The sequence below is a fragment of the Cognatundibacterium aquatile genome, from assembly GCF_014699135.1.
GTDB classification, from domain to species: domain Bacteria; phylum Pseudomonadota; class Gammaproteobacteria; order Burkholderiales; family Burkholderiaceae_D; genus Undibacterium; species Undibacterium aquatile.
The window spans coordinates 230,293-249,826 of sequence record NZ_JACOFT010000004.1 but is presented as its reverse complement, the minus strand read 5'-3'; the positions used below and the strand labels follow the sequence as shown (position 1 = coordinate 249,826).

Sequence of the window (19,534 nt, the reverse complement as noted above, 5' to 3'; positions counted from 1 at the left end):
ACGCCTTGCCAGCCCACGTTTTGGTTTGAACGCATCTCGCCATTTAAATGTTAACAGACCCTCGAAGCAAAGGAGTGAGACATGAACCGAATAGCTATTCATCAGATTGTTGAAGAAGTCAAAGACTTGCCGACGCTGCCTGCGGTCGTTATGGAGATTTTGAATAATATCGACAAAGAAGATGTTGATACCCACGAACTGGCCGACAAGGTCACACGCGATATCGCCCTGACCGCCAAAACCCTGAGGCTGGCCAATTCAGCGTATTACGCCACGCAATTCAAAGTCACGACCATACAGCAGGCGATTGCCCTGCTCGGGCTGACCACGGTCAAGCAAATCATCGTGACCGCTGCGCTGACGGGCTGCTTCCCCGAAAACAATTGTCAGGGATTTAGTCACAAAGATTTCTGGCGCCATTCAAACGCCGTCGCCATCGTCGCAAAAATTCTCGCGCGACGCCTGAACCTGAGTCTGGACGTGGCCTTCACCGCAGGCTTGCTGCACGATATCGGCACGCTGGTGCTGGTCACTTACCACAGCGCCGAATACGAACACGTCATCGTCTGGCAAACCGAACACCAGTGCACACAGTTTGACGCCGAAAGAGAAATTCTCGGCATCGATCACGCTGCCGTCGGCGAAGAGCTGGCGATTTATTGGAATTTTTCTGATCAGATGAAAAACGCGATTGCCGGTCATCACCAACCGGATAAACCGGGGCTGGGTTTTCTGGCAACCATCGTCCACGTCGCCAACGGGATCGCCCACGTCCTGAACGTCACCGAAAGCGCCGATCACACCACACCCGAAATCACCGCGCTATCGTGGCACAGCCTCGGGCTGGATCAGGAAGCGCTGGATCAGGTGCTGCAGGAAGCCGGTGACGAATTTAACAAACTGAAACAGCAGATTGATGTTTGATAACACCCGCATCAGCGCACGAAACAGTCACAAAACAGCGACTAACAATATCGCCACCAGATCACCGCAATACTCCTCTGAAACAGGCATTTTCAGGGGAGTATGTGCCAAAAACGCCTTCATCTCCTTATAAACAAAGGGCTTTTAAATATACTCCCTGGGGTATATTTAAAGCTTAAAAGCCATTAAAACAAGCATGGCGCGATAACAGCAGCCATCAGGCAGCGATGCCAAACCCATACTGTGTATTAGATTCAGGAGCATCAACATGAACCACCTTAAACAACTGCTACTTTGGTTAGTTGGGATTTTATTTATCTTTGCGATTTACGTTTGGACTGTCGGCCTATGGCCACAGTACTTTGATATCGCGTGGGATGAAGAAGTGCAGTTGCAAGATGGGAGAGTGATCGTTGTACATGTGAAAAACACCTATGAACGCCGAACCAAAAATTTATCCAGATATGAAGGAGCAATTTTTAGAAAAAATGAATTTACGTGGTATGCCGATGAAAAAAAGGGACATCTGAAGTTTATGAGCCGATTACCAGTAAGTTATCTAGGGAAATTTGGAGAAGACTGGTTTGTTGTGCTGGCAGGGCAAGGGCCATGGGGTAATTTTCCAGAGGAAATGCCGCATTTTTGGGGGAGAGACTTTACAACGTTGGAGCAGCGTTTGGCAATTTTTAGTGAAGGAATTTTTCAGCCAATGAGTTGGGACAAAGCGCCTAGTCAATTAACGAGAATGAATTTAACGCCGTCAATGCCCGTCTCAGAACTTTCAAAGTTTGATGGAAAAAAAATGACAATCGAAGAAAAAAAACATTTAGACAAAATCTATGCAACACCTTATGCACATGAAATAACTCGACCACTGCGTATGAATCCAATTAAAGGAAATAAAAATGACTGATCCAAAAGTTTATGCATTGCTTGCAGCGAATTCTTATTAGGACATTCGATCATTTGGTACTCAATTTAACAACCAAGCTCCTATCCCCGAAGGTTGGAAAGTACTTGAACAATACGATGAGTCTGGTTCAGGTGAAAATGCGAGTATCGGATACGGCGGTTTTTCTGCGCGAGTCTTTAAAAACACTAAATTTGACCATCTCCCCATGTAGGTAATCCGAGCTACCACAATGAAAAAAATTTTTATATTTTTTTTGCTTTTGATGAATATTCAAACGCAAACAATAGCGGTTGAAAAAGAAAAAAGTGCCCAGCTTAAAGTAGCGCAAGAGTTATTTAACGACGCTACTAACGATAAAAGTCCAACACTTATCGAAATGGATGAAGTTCTGAAAAAAATCAGTGGCATCTCTCCAAAAGCTGGCATTTCAATAGAGAGACAATTATCTCTTCTAAAAATACAAGTATTTCAATATAAATATAGCCTTATTGAGTCGCCCCAATTTAAAGATAACAAGGGAGGCCGAATGTTTCTTTTACAAGCAAAAAAAATAGCTGAAGATTGGCTGGCAAGATATCCCAATGACGTTGATTTTTTAATTCAATTGCAGCTTCTACAAGTGACGTTACGGGAGCCCTCTGGAGCAACGATAAAAAAACTAATAGAAATAGATCCAAATAACGGAAGCTATCACCTCCTTCTTTATTTAGACTATTTTTATAATCGCGAATTTGATCACGCCCTAGAAGAGTTGGTTAAAGCAATTAAGGTAGAAACGAATATTTTGCGAAAAATTGAATATATGGAAAAAGGTCTGTCTCTTGCACACGATGCCGAATGCAGTTTTGAAAATGACTTAATAAAGAAGCTTGAAAAAGTACATCACTTATTACGAAGCAATCAGTCTGCACCGCCGGAAAACTCTGTCGATTATCGGCGACTGGTAAATGAGTTTAAAAAAGTGGAAATTGACTATATCAATATGTTAGACATTCAAAATTGCGCAAGCTTAGCTCCACGTACTTTTCCCAGTAACTCGCATTGAGCAAGCGTATCGTGCATATCCCGTAGGGTGCGTAATACGCACTACGCACCACGCTCATCAATCAAACTGCACACACCTGTTCATTCGGCTCTCAGCCTGAAATCTGACTAAGATGCACATGCGGATTACGTGTTCTATGCAGAGCGGGTTACTCTCAGTCAACGAACACCAACATCGCCGAAATCGGTACGTGGGACGCCCCCTACCCTTGCTACGGATTTAAGGTGGAAGTTGAGCCGCCTGTAGCAGAAAGCCAGGCATTACGAGCCATCATCCGTGCGGCATTCACCCGGGATGCATCATAGCCTTGTACCTGGCTTGCAACGATCATCCCTTCACCGAGCACAAATAGTTGCTCAGAGATGAGTTCTGGTTGCGAGATTCCGCATGCAACGCAGAGCTCTTTCAAGTAAGCCTGTATCTCCTGTTTGTGCTTCGCTGCCTGTTGATGTGGAGGTGCATCCGGGCACGCAAATTCAGCTACGGCGTTGATAAATGCACACCCGTAGAAACCATCTTCTTGCACCCAACTGGCGATGAAGTCGATGTAGGCAAGAGGACGTAGCCCGGTTGCAACCGAGTCTACGAACGCGTGCATTTTGGTCATGAATTGTGTGTGGCGCAAAGCCAGGGCGGCATCAATCAGCGCATCCTTGCTTGGATAGTGGCGATACAGCGTTTTTTTAGTGACACCTGCCTCGCGACTGAGCAGATCAACCCCGGTTGCATGGAAACCCTGGCGATAGAACAGTTTGAGTGAGGAAGCAACGATATCCTGAGATGTGGTCATAAATGGTATACCGATCGGTTGACATTGAGATACTGATCGGTATACTACACCAATCTCGTCTTCACTGTCACTTTGAAAGGATTGTCTATGCTTATCCATCGGCTATTGAGTTCCGGCGCACCTCCGGCTCCCCCAATGAAATTTGTCCTGCTGTCTTCGTTTGGAGCCATGACGGCGATTGCCATCACAGGCTGGCTGAGCGTACTGTCAGGCATCCCGTGGCTGATGGCTCCTTTCGGGGCAAGCTGTGTATTGGCATTTGGCTTACCTGATTCGCCTTTGGCACAGCCACGCGCCGTCGTGGGTGGGCACTTGGTCGCCACAGCCGTTGGGCTATTTGTTTTGGCGGTGTTTGGGGATGGCTGGCTCGCTTGTGCAATCGGTGTTGGCCTTGCATTGGCTGCGATGCAGATCACTCGCACGGTTCACGCACCAGCCGGAGCTGACCCACTTATCGTCATCGTCGCACATGCCCCTGTCAGCTATCTGCTTTCACCAGTCTTGGTGGGTACGCTCGTGATCGTGCTGATGGCCTGGATTGTCAATAACCTGCGCAGCCCCCGCAGTTACCCGAAGTATTGGCTCTGAGCTGGGTATTAAATGGCGCAATGCGTGCTGAGGTCTGAAAGAAATCCGGATAGAGAGCGTTGCATACGTATTCCGAGGGTGACTGGAAAGTACTTTCGCTGACAGCAATTTATCTCTGAAACAGGCATTTTAAGGGGAGTATGTGGCAAAAACGCCTTCATCTCCTTAGAAACAAAGGGCTTTTAAATATACTCCCTGGGGTATATTTTTGGCTCCAGAAGCCATTTTTGCGCACTACTGTCGTTACAGGCATAAAAAAAGCGGAACCTGTTGCAGTTCCGCTCGTAGGAATACGATGTCGGCAAGCGTCAAATCAGCGCAGATCAGTTGCGCTTTTTAGCTGTTTTTTAGGCGCAGTCTTTTATCCACCGCTATTTATCCACTGTATTTTTTATCCGCTGTATTTTTTATCCGCTGGATTTTTTATCCGGCTAATCAGAGTTCCGGTGACAGCATGTGGCCGAGTTTGCTGACCTTGGTGTTCAGGTAGCGGTCGTTGTAGGGGTTGCGTTCGATGATCAGCGGCACGTGTTCGGCGACTGTGACTTTTAATCCTTCCATCGCTGACAGTTTGCGTGGGTTGTTCGTCATCAGGCGCAGGGAATGGATGCCGAGATGTTGCAGCATCGGTTCGACCAGACTGTAATTGCGCAGATCGGCGGCAAAGCCCAGGCGCTGGTTGGCTTCGACGGTATCGGCACCGTCATCTTGCAGGTGATAAGCGCGGACTTTATTCAGCAAGCCTATGCCACGGCCTTCCTGACGCAGATACAGCAAGGCACCACGGCCTTCGTCGGCGATTTTTTTGAGAGCCATTTCGAGTTGCGGGCCGCAATCACAGCGCAGGCTGAATAAGGCGTCGCCGGTCAGGCATTCGGAATGGATACGCGCCAGCACTGGCTTGCCATCGGCGACATCGCCCAGCGTCAGCGCAATGTGTTCTTTGCCTGTCGCAGGTTCAACAAACGCATGCATGCGGAAGTTTGCCCAAGTCGTCGGTAAGTTGCAGGAATCGACGTATTCCAGCGCCAGCTTTACTTGTTCTACAGGCGGATTGTTGCTTGACATACAGTGCTCGCGAATTCTGTTGAGTGGATTCCCGTCTTGCGGGGCAACGCAATAGCCGTCTATTGCGCTTATCCTGTTGCGGTAAATGCGTCTGCCGATCAGTTGAGAAATTGAATACAGCTGATACAGCGAAGACCAAGAGTATAAACGACCTGAGGCGGATACGTCCGCTATGCCTGCTATGTGGATCTGAGGCTCTGCGGCGACGCTCTTTGCTTGCCCAAATAAATAGGGATGATGTGGAAAAATACAAGTTGTGAAAAACTGTCAGCACATGGCAAAAAAAACAGGAATGCGCAACGATAAGATCATCGTCATGCATTCCTGATAGTGGCAATCTGGACGCTATGCCCAGAGCGCCGCCTTTTCTAGTTTTTATTACTCTTTATCGCCCAGCAATAAGCGTTTCAGCTTGTTATCGGCGACGTTATCGCCTAACCAGATTTTCAGAATCGCGTGCATGGTCAGGTCGTCTTTCAGCGTTTCGCCGATTTGCCGGTTGTTTGAGCGGAACACGGTGCCTTTACCCTGGCTCCAGTCTATCGTCATCACATCGCCGACTTTCCAATCGCCCATTCTGGCAAAACCTTCGCCAAGCGCCATCAGTTGATAAACCAGTTGATTGCGTTCTTCCTTGGTGGTGCTGGAACGGATGTCGGCGAGAAAACGCCGGCTCATCAATTCACTATCGACCTCTTTCACCATCACCAGTTTCAGACGCACCGGCCCCGGCGACGCCAGCAGATCAGGCGTATTATTTCTCGGCTTGGTGGTGTACAGACCGATATTGAAAATTTTAACGCGCTTGATGATGTGCGTGCCGCTGCCATTCAGGTTCAAACGTTGTCCGTCGATCTGCACCGACTCTTCCAATACCTGCGACACGCCTTCGCTGGCCGCCTGCGCTGACGATAAGCCGCCAGCCAGACCTGCCACGATCAGCATCATGCGTGCGATCTGCATCATGTGCTTCAGGTGTTTCACTGCTTTCATGAATTACTCCTCAGATTAGTCATTCTCTGCCAGCGCTGGCGATCAGAACATCCGGCTCAGCGTCAGCAGAAACAAATCGCCCTGCGGACGTGAACGTGCTGAAAATTCTTTCAGATACTTGAATTCCACCTGTGTTTTCAGATCATCGGTCTGATAGCTGATCACCGGGCCGAACGACGCTGCACGTGCCTTATTGCCATTGATCAGTGGCAGCGCGCTGGTGCCGTTCGGATCTTTATCGTAGGTCGTCTGCTTCAGGTAATAGCCGTGCAGGCCTGCTTTGACGTTATTGGAAAACTGGTAGCTGCCGACGTATTCGAGATGCAGATACTGACCGGATTTATAGTCGGTATCGCGATTCGCAGTGCTGATGTTGTAAGCCAGGGATGCGGCAAAATCAAAGCCGGATTCGGTTGACCAGGCAGCCGATACCAACGGACGGAATGAATACGAATTCATGCCCAGATTCACCTGACTGTTTCTGTCAAATGAACCGGTCGGCAAATCGACATTCATCGCTGCCACAATCGACAGGCTTTCATATTTCCAGCCGATGAAGCCAGCGAGCTCGATATCGCCCAGACCGCTGGTGCTGCCGCTGGCCGCGGCGGATGCCTGCGCACCGATTTTTTGCTGAAGCGCAGCAGGCAATGGCGTTGTTACCGACACCACCACATCGCGCGATTTTTTCAGTAAAGGAATGGCGATGTAGCCGCCATAACGGCCGCCAAGTATTGCTTCTTCGCTGATGTAATTGAGCTTGGGAATAATGCCATCGACTTTGATTTTTGCATTGACTGTGCCATTCACGGTAACCGGAATGCCGCTGATATTTTTATGGAAAGCGATGTCATTGCCGTCGCTGCCTTTCACGCTGTCAGCGCGATAATTCGCCAACAACACTTGCCCGTAAGTGCCGGATAAAGGCAGAATTGCCGAGTCCAGATTCCAGAACCCCATAGGCACGGCCACTTCATTGTTTTCTGCCGCCTGCGCAAACGAAGCAAAGCCTGACGCGCCAAACAAGACGGTGCTGAGCACAACACGGCGCATAGTGGACTGAGGAAATTTCATTTTTTCTCCTGATGATGACGACCGATCACCAATGCGCTGTCTCAGAGTGGTCTGAAGTCAGCCATCACGATCGATCGGAATTTATTATGGGAATACCAAACACGACATGCAGAAAAACTATTTCGGTGAACTGAACCTGATGTCATGACAATGCAAGCGCAGATCAGGTCGCCGATGCGGATCGGCTCAATTGCAGAAGTTGGTGTAATCGCGGGAAATCGCGATTATTCGTTCGTGCTTTTCCACAAAAGAAAAGCAGATGCAAATGATGTAAAAAATAGTTCAGACAAACAGGCGTGCTGCCTGGAGCGAATGATAACGTGAACGCGCAAACTGCCGTAGCAGCTTGATTTATCAAAGAAATATCAGATGTAGACATTGCGTTATCTTCTGCATAATGTCGATCAGACAAAGAAACCTGCGGTTTATCTGCTGCTTCATAGAGCAGAGAGAATTGACTCTGTTTCCAGCTTGTTATCGATTAACATTTTTTAAAACATTTGGGGCTATTCTTCTAATCGCCTATGCCTGAAGCCATCTGAGGAAAATTTACAACGATGGTGCGCTATCAACGATGCCTATCCGAACCCGGAATAAACAGAGAGAAAGACAGACACACGATGATGGCCTTTTTTTGTTCCGTCATCATCAACGAATAAAAGCCTTATCCGGAATAAAAAAACAGGGTGCAGCTGACGCTATCACCCTGTTGGCATTCCGGCTCATATCAGGCCAAACCCGCATCCGCCGACAGATGTCTGGCGAATGTCCGTTTCAGTTTATTTACGCTTTAACTGCGACAAATCACGCACGGCACCGCGATCCGCTGACGTTGCCAACGCTGCATACGCCTGCAATGCCTGCGAGACATAACGGTCACGATTAACTGGCAACCATGCTGCATCACCACGCGCTTCCATTGCGCTGCGACGGGCTGCGAGATCCGCATCGCTGACACGCAGATGAATGGTACGTTCAGGAATATTGATCTCGATGATATCGCCCTCTTCCACCAGCCCTATCGCGCCGCCTTCCGCCGCTTCCGGCGATGCATGACCGATCACCAAGCCAGACGAGCCACCAGAGAAGCGGCCATCGGTAAACAAGGCGCAGGCCTTGCCCAGACCTTTAGATTTGATATACGAGGTCGGATACAGCATTTCCTGCATACCGGGGCCGCCTTTCGGTCCTTCGTAACGAATGACGACCACATCGCCTTCATGCACGGTATCGCCGAGGATCGCTTCGACCGCCGCATCCTGACTTTCAAAGACGCGCGCTTTACCGGTGAATTTCAGAATACTTTCATCAACACCCGCCGTTTTAACGATGCAGCCTTTTTCAGCCAGATTGCCGTACAAGACTGCGAGGCCGCCGTCTTGCGAATACGCATGCGCTTTATCGCGGATACAACCTGAGCTGCGGTCGGTATCGTTCTGTTCGAAACGTTCTGATTGCGAAAACGCGACCTGCGTCGGCACGCCGCCCGGCGCAGCGCTGAACAATTGCTGAACTGCCGCATCGTTGCTGACAGCGATATCGTATTTCGCAATCGCTTCGCCCATGGTTTTGCTATGTATCGTCGGCAGCGACGTATCGAGCAAACCGGCACGCGCCAATTCCCCCAGAATACTGATGATGCCACCGGCACGATGCACGTCTTCGATGTGGAATTTATCCGTCATCGGTGCCACTTTGCACAGGCAAGGTACTTTGCGTGAAATGCGATCGATATCCGCCATGGTGAATTCAACCCCAGCCTCATTCGCTGCCGCCAGCAAGTGCAAGACTGTATTGGTCGAGCCGCCCATAGACACATCGAGTGCCATCGCGTTTTCAAATGCGGCTTTCGACGCGATATTGCGTGGCAAGACGGATGCATCATCCTGCTCGTAATAGCGTTTCGCCAGATCAACGATCAGACGGCCTGCATGTAAAAATAATTCTTTGCGATCAGAATGGGTTGCAACGATGGTGCCATTGCCCGGCAAGGCCAGCCCCAGCGCTTCAGTCAGGCAGTTCATCGAATTCGCGGTAAACATGCCGGAACAAGAGCCGCAAGTCGGACACGCAGAACGTTCAATCTCAGCCACGTCGGCGTCGCTGACAGAGCTGTCACCGGCTTTGATCATGGCATCGATCAGATCGAGCTTGATCACTTTTTTCGCGCCATCCACCACCTTCAGCACCTTACCTGCTTCCATCGGGCCGCCGGAAATAAACACTACAGGAATATTGATGCGCATCGCTGCCATCAACATCCCTGGCGTAATTTTGTCGCAATTGGAAATGCAAACCATCGCATCGGCACAGTGCGCGTTCACCATGTATTCGACGGAATCGGCAATCAGATCACGCGAAGGCAATGAATACAGCATACCGCCGTGGCCCATCGCAATACCGTCGTCAACGGCGATTGTATTGAATTCTTTGGCGACACCGCCAGCCGCTTCAATTTCACGCGCAACGAGTTGCCCCAGATCTTTCAGATGCACATGCCCTGGCACGAACTGTGTAAATGAATTGACGACAGCGATGATAGGTTTATCGAAATCGCCGTCTTTCATGCCAGTCGCGCGCCAGAGTGCGCGGGCGCCCGCCATGTTGCGGCCATGTGTGGTGGTGCGTGAACGGTATTGCGGCATAGCTTTCTCCTGCAGAATCAGATGTGGAACAGCGAGAGTGCACTTCAACGTTATATATGTCAAATATCAAATTTAATTCATACTCATACTTTAAATATATGAATTGACAGGCAAAACTGAAAAGTCAGTTGATTCACGCAGCGCCCCGGCGCTGGACTGTCTTGACCAGTTTAAATGAATTCACCAGCGAAATTAAGGTAAGCGATTGCCCTTTTAAGCCATCGGCAGATGCCGCCGCCTGCTCGACTAAGGCCGCATTTTTTTGCGTCATATCATCCATTTGTGTCACCGCATCATTAATCTGATGAATCCCGGCACTCTGTTCCTGACTGGCGCTGGTGATTTCATGCATGATATCGGCGGCACGCTTCACGCTACTGACGATTTCCTCCATCGTATGCCCGGCTTCATCCACCAAACGTGCGCCTTGTTCTATTTGCGTGACGGACTCTTGTATCAGGTCTTTGATTTCTTTCGCAGCGTCAGCGCTACGATGTGCAAGCTGCCGCACTTCATTGGCAACTACGGCAAAACCACGCCCTTGCTCCCCGGCACGGGCAGCTTCGACGGCAGCATTCAATGCCAGAATATTTGTCTGAAACGCGATGCCGTCGATCACGGTAATGATGTCCGCAATTTTGCCCGAACTCTGTTTAATCGCACCCATCGTGTTAACCACGTTCGCCACCGCAACACCGCCCTTTTCCGCCACTTGCGCAGCAGACATCACGATGTGACTGGCTTGTTTCGAATTGTCGGCGTTTTGTCTGACGGTGGAAGTCAGCTCTTCCATGGACGACGCGGTCTCTTCCAGCGAACTCGCCTGTGTTTCGGTGCGGAAAGACAAATCAGCGTTACCGGCCGCCACCTGGCTGGCACCGTTGCGGACATGCTCGGTGGTTTGCTTGATCTGCCCGATCAGCAATTTGATATTCGTTTGTAATACGCGTAATGACTGCGTCACGCGTCCGACTTCATTTGCGCCGCCGGCGCGGATCGTGACGGATAAATCGCCGGACGTCATCGTTTGTATGCAGTCATCCAGCATCAGCAAAGGCTGCACCACTTGCCGTCGCAGACGCTGTAATACCAGCAAGGTCGCCGCGCCTGCCGACAAACTTAAACCAGCGATCACATAATCCGTACCGGTAAAATCCGGCCCCAGACTCAGAACGGTAATCACACTCAGCAAGACCAGCATCGCGACCGCATACAAATTCAGCAAGGCACACACACTGAGGCCGGAAAAATAGGCCGCCCCTTTAAACAAAGGAACCGGAACGACCGCGCCATCACTGATGCGTACAGATTTGTCGCCAGTCTTTATCGCCAGATAGGCAGATTCTGCCGCGCGAACCTGCTCGCGATCCGGCTTCACCCGTATTGAGGTGAAACCGACGATCTGACCGTTGTGCATCAGCGGCGCAGCCGTCGCCTCAACCCAGTAATAATCACCGTTTTTACAACGATTTTTGACCAGCCCGGACCAGGCGCGCCCACTTTTAACCGTCGCCCATAAATCGGCAAAAGCGGCGGGAGGCATATCGGGATGACGAACAATATTATGCGGAGCACCGATTAATTCTTCGGCAGAAAATCCGCTGATGCGGACAAAATCATCACTCACATAGGTAATCCGGCCTTTGATGTCTGTTTTGGAAACGATGGTTTCATGATCTTGCAAAACATACTCTTTACCAATAGCCGCAACATTGTCAGACATAAGCAAACCTTTAAACGCAATAAAAACTGGAAGACGAAAAAAATAGCCCGCCATCATGGCATTGCGTAAATTGGTCACCATTGATCATTCGCAAGCTTATGCTGCAACGCTGTTTGCTCAGAACAATTTACAACAACGGTCGAATGTCATCTGTTGATTACTGGATCTGGATCAAGATCTGCACTGGTAAAAAAAACTGATCTGATATAGGCGACATGTTGGAGGCGGGTTGGAGGCGAAGATGTTCAGTAGTATGAAGACTGCGTCGCCAATCAGCCTGAGAGATTCAGGACTGATGCGAAATTGTGACGACCAGCAGCCGCAACGCCGCTGGAGCCGTTTTGCATCAGTCTTAATTAAAAGAAAAAGTGTAAGTTACATCCACTGCCGACTCATTGCCTGCGCGCCCGATCACCGTGATGCGGCGGGTTAATTGCCAGCTCAGACGAATCGCACCGCTGGCGTCGCCAAGACCACGCTCCACAGAAAGCACAAGCCCCGGCATCAGTCGTTTTCCAACGCTAACGACCTTATCACTGCCGGACGAACTGCTGGTGCCAGTGGCGCCAGCCACCGTCTGTACCGGAACATGTGACGACGAACTCTGTCCGGCCGCACCAATTGAGAATTCATCGAAGCCCAGCCCCTGCACAATATCGCGCGGAATATTCCGGCTGCCATCGCCGCCAAAAATCGCGGTCGCTGCCGACATCAGTAAAGAAGCATCGCCACCGGCTAACTGATCGGAACCCCGCCCCAATACCAGCCAGGATAATTTCTCAGCATCAGGCACTGCTGGCTCCGAAACCAGGCGCACCTGCGGTGCGGCGACACTGCCCACCACTTCAACACCAGCCTCCACCGCCAAGCCCTGACGCAAGGCGCGGATATTCAGTCCGGGATTCGCCGGTGGCCCCTGAAAATTCAGGATGCCGCGTTCAATCGCGAGCTGTTGCCCGTAACCTTCGTACACACCTCTGACCGTATTGATCGTGCCAGTTGCCTGTAACGGACTGCCATCAATCGAGCGCATACGTAAACTGCCCGCCAGCCCGGTATCGAGTCCGCGACCAACAAAAACAAAACGGGGTCCCATGTCAAAACTGACATCAACACGCGTCTTCAAGCCTTTTTTGACTGGCGCTGCATCTGCCGTTCTGGCTTCACGTTTATCCGATTTTCGCGTGACATGAACGTCGCTGGATAAACTTGGTGGCGGCATTTTAGGCAACTTAAAATAAGCGCCATCCGCCATCACTTTTCCGGTCAGACTCCAGATGTTTTTCGATTCATTGATACTGGCCTGCCCTGATACCACCAGCCAGCGATCTTTTCTTTGCAGCATAGGAAATTGCTGCCATTGCGCCTGTATCGATCCGGTTTCCTTACCAATATCAATCTCGCCGCTGGCATTGAATTCGCCACGTTTGCCAAGCATGTCCACACCTTTAAACTGCGCATGCGGTGGCAACATCGTCACTGTATTGGAAAACTGCAATTGACTGAGCGTCAGATGATTGTCTTCGATATGCGCTTCCAATAAGCCGTTTGGCAATAACAAGCCCTCAGACGCAAACGCAAGTTCCAGATCACGCCCGCTGACATCTGCGCGATAACGTGGCTTACCTATCGTTCCCGCCAGAGCGCTATCCAGGCTTAATTTCCCTTTCAGCACCAGCCCCGGATTAATTGACGGCCCCAGCCATTCGAGATCAGGGATCACCGCCTTCACACGCCCGTTTAATCCGGCACCAGACAAGATCGTCCATCGCCCATCCTGCTTACTCAGGAAAGAATCCGCATTCACCTGCCATTGTCCCAGACGGGCACCATCCGCTGTCGCAGTCAGTTGCATGCGTTCGCCATCGGTACCGGCAACCAGACCGCCCATGCGCAATTGCATCAACACATTACGTATGCCGAGAGGCACCGGGGTGCCGGTACCGTCAGGATCATTGAAGCGCAAATCCCCGCTTTGCCGCTCAATACGGATATCGCCGCGCACACTGTCTTTCAGTTGCAGATCCCATTTGGCATTCAGTTTCAGATTTCCGGTGACCGTGTATTGCGGACGGAACAGGTTGACCACATCCAGCAGACGCACATCGCTCATACTGCCCTTGGTAGTCAGCGTGCCGGGTAACCACTCAAACTGATCCAGTGTCAGCTTGGCCATCTCACTTTGCAATTGCAGACTGCCGAGCCGCAAAGAATCTGGTGTGATCTGCAAACTGGCAGGACTCACTAAACGCAAGTCAGGTTTCCCCGTCAGCGCCAGCGACTGCAATTGTCCTTTCCATTCCCAATGACGCAGATCATTTTTTGCACCGGCACTGAGTGCGCCATCCGCAGCCAGATTCAATTGCTGTTTGCTGCTGAATGCGACTTCCGCCTGCAAGGTATGCGCCGCTTTTTTACCTTTGAGTTGCACATGCAATTGCCGTATTTTTTCTTTCTGTACCGCGTCAGACAGATCGGCATCATTCAGGACAGGAAAATCGCCACCCAGTTGCTGCGCACTGATGTCGCCGTCAATCTGCCCATCCAGACCTTTACTCAGGCTGAGCTTGCCGGATAATTTTGCAACGGTGTAGGTTTTATTATTTTGCGAGAAACTGAATTGTTCCGCCTCCGTCGTCAGGCTACCCGCCATGTCATTAAAGCGCCCCTGCAACTGCACATCGGCTTTCAACTTGCCGCCGAAGGCCAGTGAGCCGCTGCCGAACAAGGTATTTAATTCGGATAGTTCCGGCGCATCGAGATTCAGCGTCAGCACGTCGCCCACCGCGCCCCATGCCCCCTGCCCTTTCAGCACATTTTTACCCCAACGCAGATCCAGCTGACGCAACATTAATTGCTGATCCTGACGCCATTGCAGATCGACATTCCCTTGCACAGCTTGTCCGGCATATTGCCCATGTAACGCGGGTAGCTTTGCCTGCAATTGCAGGCGTGGCTGTAATTGTCCATCGGTACTGAAGTCCGCCTGCAAGCGTCCGGCAGGTGTCGCCATCCATCGAGCCGGATCAAAATTACTGAGATTGCCTTTGAAATGAAATACCTGGTTGCCACTGAAAGCTATCTCTCCCTTCGCCTCCAACCGGGAGTCTTCCGCCTGCAATTCAAACTTGCTTAAGCTCAGCAATACTTTATTCAGATCGTAGGTGAGTTCGGCATTGAGGCGTGCTTTGCCATCGTTCAGTTGCGCCTGCGTCAGTATTGTCTGATTTGCCGCCGTCTGCACTTGGGCACTACCATTAATGTGCGTAGTGTGTAAGCGCTGATCTATCTGGTTCAGATCAATGTTCGTCAAACTCAGTTGCGCATGGGCACGGGTCGCGGTTCCCTGCAGATCAAGGCTGGCATCACCACGAATCTGACCTTTACTATCAACTTGCACTACCAGATTACTGAAATCCAGATGCGTCGCTTGCCAGTTCAGGCTCGCACTGACTGAACGAAGCGGTATCGCATTTCTGTTGAGCGGGCCGGATGCAGCATTCGTGACAGAAATCTCACCTTCAACATAGTTGGCTGAGGCTGGCTGAATGATATTTTTCGCAGTACTTTTTGTAATATTTTTTTCGATATTCTGAGGCGCTTTTTGCTGTACTTTTTGTGCTGTTTTTTGCTCAGATTTTTGCTGTGCTTTTTCCCCTGATTTTGGTCGCAAATCTGCCAGCAGCCGCAGATCGGCTTGCGGTGCGGCGCTGGCCCAGGCAGCCGGATTGAAATGTTGAATATCGACATGGGCGCTTTTGAAGATCTGCGCGTCGAATGGTGCAATCAAGGCGCTGGCCGTGCCATTCAGGTGTGCTGTTTTTTTATTCGTCAGTGCTTTTTTTTCGGCATCAGCAGCAAGCGCTGGTGCGCCGGATTTTTCCTGCAATTGCGCCTGCAAAGCGAGTTGCAGTTCCTGCAGACTGCCAGCAACCTGAAGTTGTGCTGCGACTGGCGGCACATCGGCCCTGACTTGCCCCTGCAACAGCGCATTGCCCTTGATTGCAAATGGGCGCTGACTCGCCATCGTTGCCGATGTTACGTTGGCATTTCCCCACGGTGAACTCAGTGCCAATTGCGCTCGATACTGCTGTGCGACGAATTCTAATGAGCCCTTCAGCGCAGTCAGCGTTACGACTTCTTTTTGTTTACCACCGGCGAGAATATCGGCCACCACCAGCCGCCCCAGCGCCAACTCACGCGCCTGCAATGCAAACGGTAATCCCAGATCAGCAGGCAGACTTGCGGGCGTGTTGCTGGATGCGGTCGCCACCAGCAAAGAGCTGGCCTGCAAGCGATCAACCAGCACTTGCTTACGCCATAAAGCCGCAGGATGCCAGCTTAACTGCACGCCGCTGGCTTTGATCTCCAGCGTTGGCGTTTTCAGCAACAACTCATCAATCTGAATGTCATCGCCGATACTGCCCCGGATGCCATTCGCTTTGAGACTACCCAGACTCACATAATCAATCAGGGCGAATAAACTCCGGCTGCCACTCTCTGTTTTAACAGCCCAGGTCAGCAGCAGTCCGCAGCACAGTAACAGCAAAACCAGTACACAGAAAAAATGAAATATCCAGGAGCGCTGCTGACGTGCAGGCGGAATACTTGCGGTCGTCTGCTCAGGGTTGGCCGGTGTCTCTGTTTTTTCGATGTCGGTCATATCAGAAGGCAATCGCGATAGAAAAATCCAGGCGCGCTTTTCTGGTTTGCAAACCATAAGCAAGATCAAGCGCAATCGGCCCAGCTGGCGTGTGATAACGACCACCGACACCCAGCGATTTATGCAAACTGAATTTCTTCCAACTGTCGGCGGCATCACCGGCATCAACAAAACTGGCGACACCCCAGGTGCTGTTGAGCCAGTGTACATATTCTGCGCTGGCAACGCCCATCACACGCCCGCCAGTAACGGCCGTTGGATGCTGAACACCCAGACTTTGGTAAGCATATCCGCGCACCGTTGAACTGCCACCGGTACGGAATAAATAATCTTCCGGAATGCCTTCATTTTTCGGAGAAAAAACCTGACCGGCTTCGGCTCGCAGAATAACGCTATCGGTGCGCCCGACCGGTATCCAGCGTTGATATTTACCGTAACTACGGATGAAACGCTGATCGGACAACAAAGCTTTTTCGGATACATCCAGATCCAGCTGGTAAATCTCACCGCGACGCGGCGCAAACGCATTATCCACATCACGCCAGGTCCAGCCTACGCTGGCAACCAGCGCCTTGCTGACGGAATCATCTTCGCCCTCAACCTCTTTTCGTTCGCGTATCAGTTTCAGTGCCAGCCTTTGTTCGATATGGCCGTGGGTATTCGTGCGTTTGATCCCGACGGCATTGCGTAAGGACTTCACTCCGGAAACGTCCTGCCTGTCCATGATCACGCCGAACGAATCGAGTTTATTGTCGTGCGGTGGCAGATAGATATCGGCATAGCCCAACTGACGCTTTTGTTCTATCCGTATCGCGCTGCGCAGATCCCATGCTTTTTCAAGGATGTCGCGGTCGCGATAAGCGATCTCGCCGCGAAAACCGGTATTGCTGCTGTAACCGACACCGAAACTGAGATCACGCGCTTTGCGCTCGATCAGGTTCACCTCAACCGGTACTGCGGCGGCTTTTTCAGGATCGGGATCTATCGATACCGCCACTGTTCCAAAATAAGGCGAATTTTGTAAATTGCGCTGAAATTCGAGTAAGCGACTGCGTGAATAGGCTTCGCCGCGCACCGGTGGCTGATAGCGATCGAGCAGCCATTGCGGATAGCGCTGCAAACCGGTGACCCGTAATTCGCCCAGAAAAAACGGTGGCCCGCTATCGACTTCGACCTGTAAATCGGCGCGATAATTATCGGCGTCGACGTTCGCTGCACTGTCCGTAATTCGCGCAGCGGCATACACATCGGAACGCAGTGTTTCGGTCAGCTGTGTTTTGGCATCGCGCCAGTCAGACTCACGGAAAAATTGCCCGACACCGAGCCCCCAGTCTTCGATCAGACCAATACGCCGCTGTTTTGCAATCGCATCATCCGCCGCAAGTGCATCGGCAAACGCGCCCTGAAAAGTCAGCGTGACATTTTCTATGCCGGTACGTTGTCCGGCATCGACCACAACCTCGATCACTTTTTCGGCGACATTCGCATTGGCTGAATTTGAATTGGCCGTAGTACCGACATCATCGAGATTACGAAATTCTATCTGCGGTGAGAAATAACCTTCAGTGGCGAGAATACCGCTGATGTCCTGCCGTAAGCGACGGATTAAACCCGGTGTGACGTTCTGGGATTCGCTGCTGCCGGAAAATTCAGCAATATGCTCGCGCAGCAAATTAGCCCAGTCAGTGTTCGCTGCCTGCAAACGGAAACGGCCACTGGTGCGGCGAATGACGACGTCCGCATCACCATCAGTAACACTCTCCGATTCTGGCGCTGCCTGTGTCTGCGCCAGCGGCACAACTGGCGGCAACACTGGTTTTTCCTGCGCAAAAACAGGTATTGCCGCTGCGTATAACAGCCAGCCGGAAAAACCCAGGCATTTGCGAATAGGCATCATGCTGATTTATTTTGTTGCCAGCCCAACGCGGTTGATACCCAGTTTTTTGGCTTCAGAAATCACCTGCACCACGTCGTCATAAATAATGCCTTTATCCGCAGAAACCAGCACCGACAGATCGGGTTTTGCTTCGTGATATTCGCGCAACTTCGACATCAACTGTTGGCGATTTTTCGCCTCTTCTTTGCTTTCCTGACGATTATTGCCGTTGCTGCCATTTTTGCTATTGACGCTGATGGTTGCAAGCTCATTCGGTCGCAACGTAACTTCAATATATTCTGACGGCGGCTGTGTCGATTGACCGGCCGTCGGCAAATTGATCACGCTGGGATTGGTCATCGGTGCGCACACCATGAAAATCACCAGCAATACCAGCATCACGTCGATGTAGGGAACAACGTTAATTTCGGCCTTGAATTTGCGTTTACGTTCGCCACGCAGATAACTCATGCTGACTCACTTTGCATTAGCGTGACTGACGCTGAAGAATATTCGAGAACTCTTCAATAAAAGTTTCAAAACGAATCGCCAGACGATCAATGTCATGCGAATAATGGTTGTACGCCAGCACCGCAGGAATCGCGGCAAACAAACCAATCGCAGTTGCAATCAGCGCCTCTGCAATACCCGGCGCCACCGCAGCCAGCGTCGCTTGCTGCACATTCGCCAGACCACGGAAGGAATTCATAATCCCCCAGACGGTACCGAACAAACCGATGTAAGGCGACACTGAACCGACCGAAGCAAGGAAAGATAAATGCGCTTCCAGCATATCCATTTCACGCTGATACGCGGCGCGCATCGCACGGCGGGCACCATCGAGCATCGCGCTGGCATCGAGCGAGGCTTTATTCGCGTTTTTGACTTTATGGTATTCGCTCATACCGGCTTCAAAAATACGTTCCATCGAACCGGTTTTATCGCGACCGCGACGGTTGCTGGTGGCATCCTGATACAGCTCGACCAGGTTGCCACCGGACCAGAAATTCCGTTCAAATACTTCGGTCTGCGCGCGCGCCTTTTTAATCGCAAACATTTTGCTGAAGATATAAGTCCAGCTGGTGAGAGACACGCCGAGCAGGATCAGCATCACCAGTTTCACCAGAACAGAGGCATTGCTGATCAGGCTGAGAAAAGAAAGGTCTTGAGTAACGTTCATATTGAATCAGAGTTGAGAACAACAAATAACAAAGGGTAAAAAGGACATTCTG

General features: G+C 50.8%; 14 protein-coding genes. 4 read left to right on the top strand and 10 right to left on the bottom strand.

All coding sequences use genetic code 11. The annotated features are described in order from the left end of the window. Positions 1 to 81: 81 nt before the first annotated feature. The 3 genes from H8K26_RS12765 to H8K26_RS12755 all read left to right on the top strand — a co-directional run bounded on the left by H8K26_RS12765 (position 82) and on the right by H8K26_RS12755 (position 2,882). Complete coding sequence (locus H8K26_RS12765) at positions 82 to 924, top strand: HDOD domain-containing protein (protein ID WP_190479998.1); 843 nt, start codon at positions 82 to 84, stop codon at positions 922 to 924. A 268-nt stretch (positions 925 to 1,192) separates the two neighbouring features. Further along, the gene (locus H8K26_RS12760; protein ID WP_190479995.1) at positions 1,193 to 1,837 is read left to right on the top strand and encodes a hypothetical protein; all 645 of its coding nucleotides are present in this window, start codon (positions 1,193 to 1,195) and stop codon (positions 1,835 to 1,837) included. Between the two features lie 229 nt (positions 1,838 to 2,066). Continuing rightward, positions 2,067 to 2,882 (top strand): tetratricopeptide repeat protein, encoded by an 816-nt coding sequence (locus tag H8K26_RS12755; protein ID WP_190479994.1) that lies wholly within the window; start codon positions 2,067 to 2,069, stop codon positions 2,880 to 2,882. A gap of 211 nt (positions 2,883 to 3,093) precedes the next feature. Here H8K26_RS12755 and H8K26_RS12750 read toward each other — a convergent pair whose 3' ends face one another. Further along, the gene (locus tag H8K26_RS12750) at positions 3,094 to 3,672 is read right to left on the bottom strand and encodes a TetR/AcrR family transcriptional regulator (RefSeq protein WP_190479992.1); all 579 of its coding nucleotides are present in this window, start codon (positions 3,670 to 3,672) and stop codon (positions 3,094 to 3,096) included. A gap of 87 nt (positions 3,673 to 3,759) precedes the next feature. On the opposite strand from H8K26_RS12750, the gene H8K26_RS12745 reads away from it, so the two are divergent. After that, on the top strand, positions 3,760 to 4,260 hold the full coding sequence (locus tag H8K26_RS12745) for an HPP family protein (protein WP_190479989.1): 501 nt from the start codon (positions 3,760 to 3,762) through the stop codon (positions 4,258 to 4,260). 435 nt (positions 4,261 to 4,695) lie between these two features. Here the strand turns inward: H8K26_RS12745 and ribA are convergent, their stop codons facing one another. The 9 genes from ribA to tolQ all read right to left on the bottom strand — a co-directional run bounded on the left by ribA (position 4,696) and on the right by tolQ (position 19,482). Further along, positions 4,696 to 5,328, bottom strand: a complete 633-nt coding sequence (gene ribA / locus H8K26_RS12740; protein WP_190479987.1) for a GTP cyclohydrolase II — start codon at positions 5,326 to 5,328, stop codon at positions 4,696 to 4,698. 378 nt (positions 5,329 to 5,706) lie between these two features. Beyond that, positions 5,707 to 6,321 (bottom strand): chalcone isomerase family protein, encoded by a 615-nt coding sequence (locus tag H8K26_RS12735; RefSeq protein WP_190479985.1) that lies wholly within the window; start codon positions 6,319 to 6,321, stop codon positions 5,707 to 5,709. Between the two features lie 42 nt (positions 6,322 to 6,363). Continuing rightward, the gene (locus tag H8K26_RS12730; protein WP_190479983.1) at positions 6,364 to 7,395 is read right to left on the bottom strand and encodes a SphA family protein; all 1,032 of its coding nucleotides are present in this window, start codon (positions 7,393 to 7,395) and stop codon (positions 6,364 to 6,366) included. Positions 7,396 to 8,174: 779 nt separating this feature from the next. Beyond that, positions 8,175 to 10,040: a dihydroxy-acid dehydratase gene (ilvD, locus tag H8K26_RS12725; protein WP_190479981.1), complete on the bottom strand. Its 1,866-nt coding sequence runs from the start codon at positions 10,038 to 10,040 to the stop codon at positions 8,175 to 8,177. A gap of 133 nt (positions 10,041 to 10,173) precedes the next feature. Beyond that, positions 10,174 to 11,763 carry a methyl-accepting chemotaxis protein gene (locus tag H8K26_RS17965; RefSeq protein ID WP_190479979.1) on the bottom strand — a complete coding sequence of 530 codons (1,590 nt, stop codon included), beginning with the start codon at positions 11,761 to 11,763 and terminating at the stop codon, positions 10,174 to 10,176. Positions 11,764 to 12,115: 352 nt separating this feature from the next. Next, entirely contained in the window at positions 12,116 to 16,426 is a 4,311-nt protein-coding gene (locus tag H8K26_RS12715; protein WP_190479977.1) for a translocation/assembly module TamB domain-containing protein, read from the bottom strand. Position 16,427: 1 nt separating this feature from the next. After that, a complete protein-coding gene (locus tag H8K26_RS12710) occupies positions 16,428 to 18,323 on the bottom strand; it encodes an autotransporter assembly complex protein TamA (protein ID WP_190479975.1) in 1,896 nt (631 codons plus the stop codon). Positions 18,324 to 18,329: 6 nt separating this feature from the next. Continuing rightward, a complete protein-coding gene (locus H8K26_RS12705) occupies positions 18,330 to 18,773 on the bottom strand; it encodes a biopolymer transporter ExbD (protein ID WP_186885176.1) in 444 nt (147 codons plus the stop codon). Between the two features lie 16 nt (positions 18,774 to 18,789). Continuing rightward, the gene (gene tolQ, locus H8K26_RS12700) at positions 18,790 to 19,482 is read right to left on the bottom strand and encodes a protein TolQ (protein WP_190479973.1); all 693 of its coding nucleotides are present in this window, start codon (positions 19,480 to 19,482) and stop codon (positions 18,790 to 18,792) included. Positions 19,483 to 19,534 lie beyond the last annotated feature (52 nt).

Bases quoted from the DNA above. Each gene is read 5' to 3' on its own strand.
- H8K26_RS12765 (WP_190479998.1), top strand. From the start codon at position 82: ATGAACCGAATAGCTATTCATCAGATTGTTGAAGAAGTCAAAGACTTG.
- H8K26_RS12760 (WP_190479995.1), top strand. From the start codon at position 1,193: ATGAACCACCTTAAACAACTGCTACTTTGGTTAGTTGGGATTTTATTT.
- H8K26_RS12755 (WP_190479994.1), top strand. From the start codon at position 2,067: ATGAAAAAAATTTTTATATTTTTTTTGCTTTTGATGAATATTCAAACG.
- H8K26_RS12750 (WP_190479992.1), bottom strand. From the start codon at position 3,672: ATGACCACATCTCAGGATATCGTTGCTTCCTCACTCAAACTGTTCTAT.
- H8K26_RS12745 (WP_190479989.1), top strand. From the start codon at position 3,760: ATGCTTATCCATCGGCTATTGAGTTCCGGCGCACCTCCGGCTCCCCCA.
- ribA (WP_190479987.1), bottom strand. From the start codon at position 5,328: ATGTCAAGCAACAATCCGCCTGTAGAACAAGTAAAGCTGGCGCTGGAA.
- H8K26_RS12735 (WP_190479985.1), bottom strand. From the start codon at position 6,321: ATGAAAGCAGTGAAACACCTGAAGCACATGATGCAGATCGCACGCATG.
- H8K26_RS12730 (WP_190479983.1), bottom strand. From the start codon at position 7,395: ATGAAATTTCCTCAGTCCACTATGCGCCGTGTTGTGCTCAGCACCGTC.
- ilvD (WP_190479981.1), bottom strand. From the start codon at position 10,040: ATGCCGCAATACCGTTCACGCACCACCACACATGGCCGCAACATGGCG.
- H8K26_RS17965 (WP_190479979.1), bottom strand. From the start codon at position 11,763: ATGTCTGACAATGTTGCGGCTATTGGTAAAGAGTATGTTTTGCAAGAT.
- H8K26_RS12715 (WP_190479977.1), bottom strand. From the start codon at position 16,426: ATGACCGACATCGAAAAAACAGAGACACCGGCCAACCCTGAGCAGACG.
- H8K26_RS12710 (WP_190479975.1), bottom strand. From the start codon at position 18,323: ATGATGCCTATTCGCAAATGCCTGGGTTTTTCCGGCTGGCTGTTATAC.
- H8K26_RS12705 (WP_186885176.1), bottom strand. From the start codon at position 18,773: ATGAGTTATCTGCGTGGCGAACGTAAACGCAAATTCAAGGCCGAAATT.
- tolQ (WP_190479973.1), bottom strand. From the start codon at position 19,482: ATGAACGTTACTCAAGACCTTTCTTTTCTCAGCCTGATCAGCAATGCC.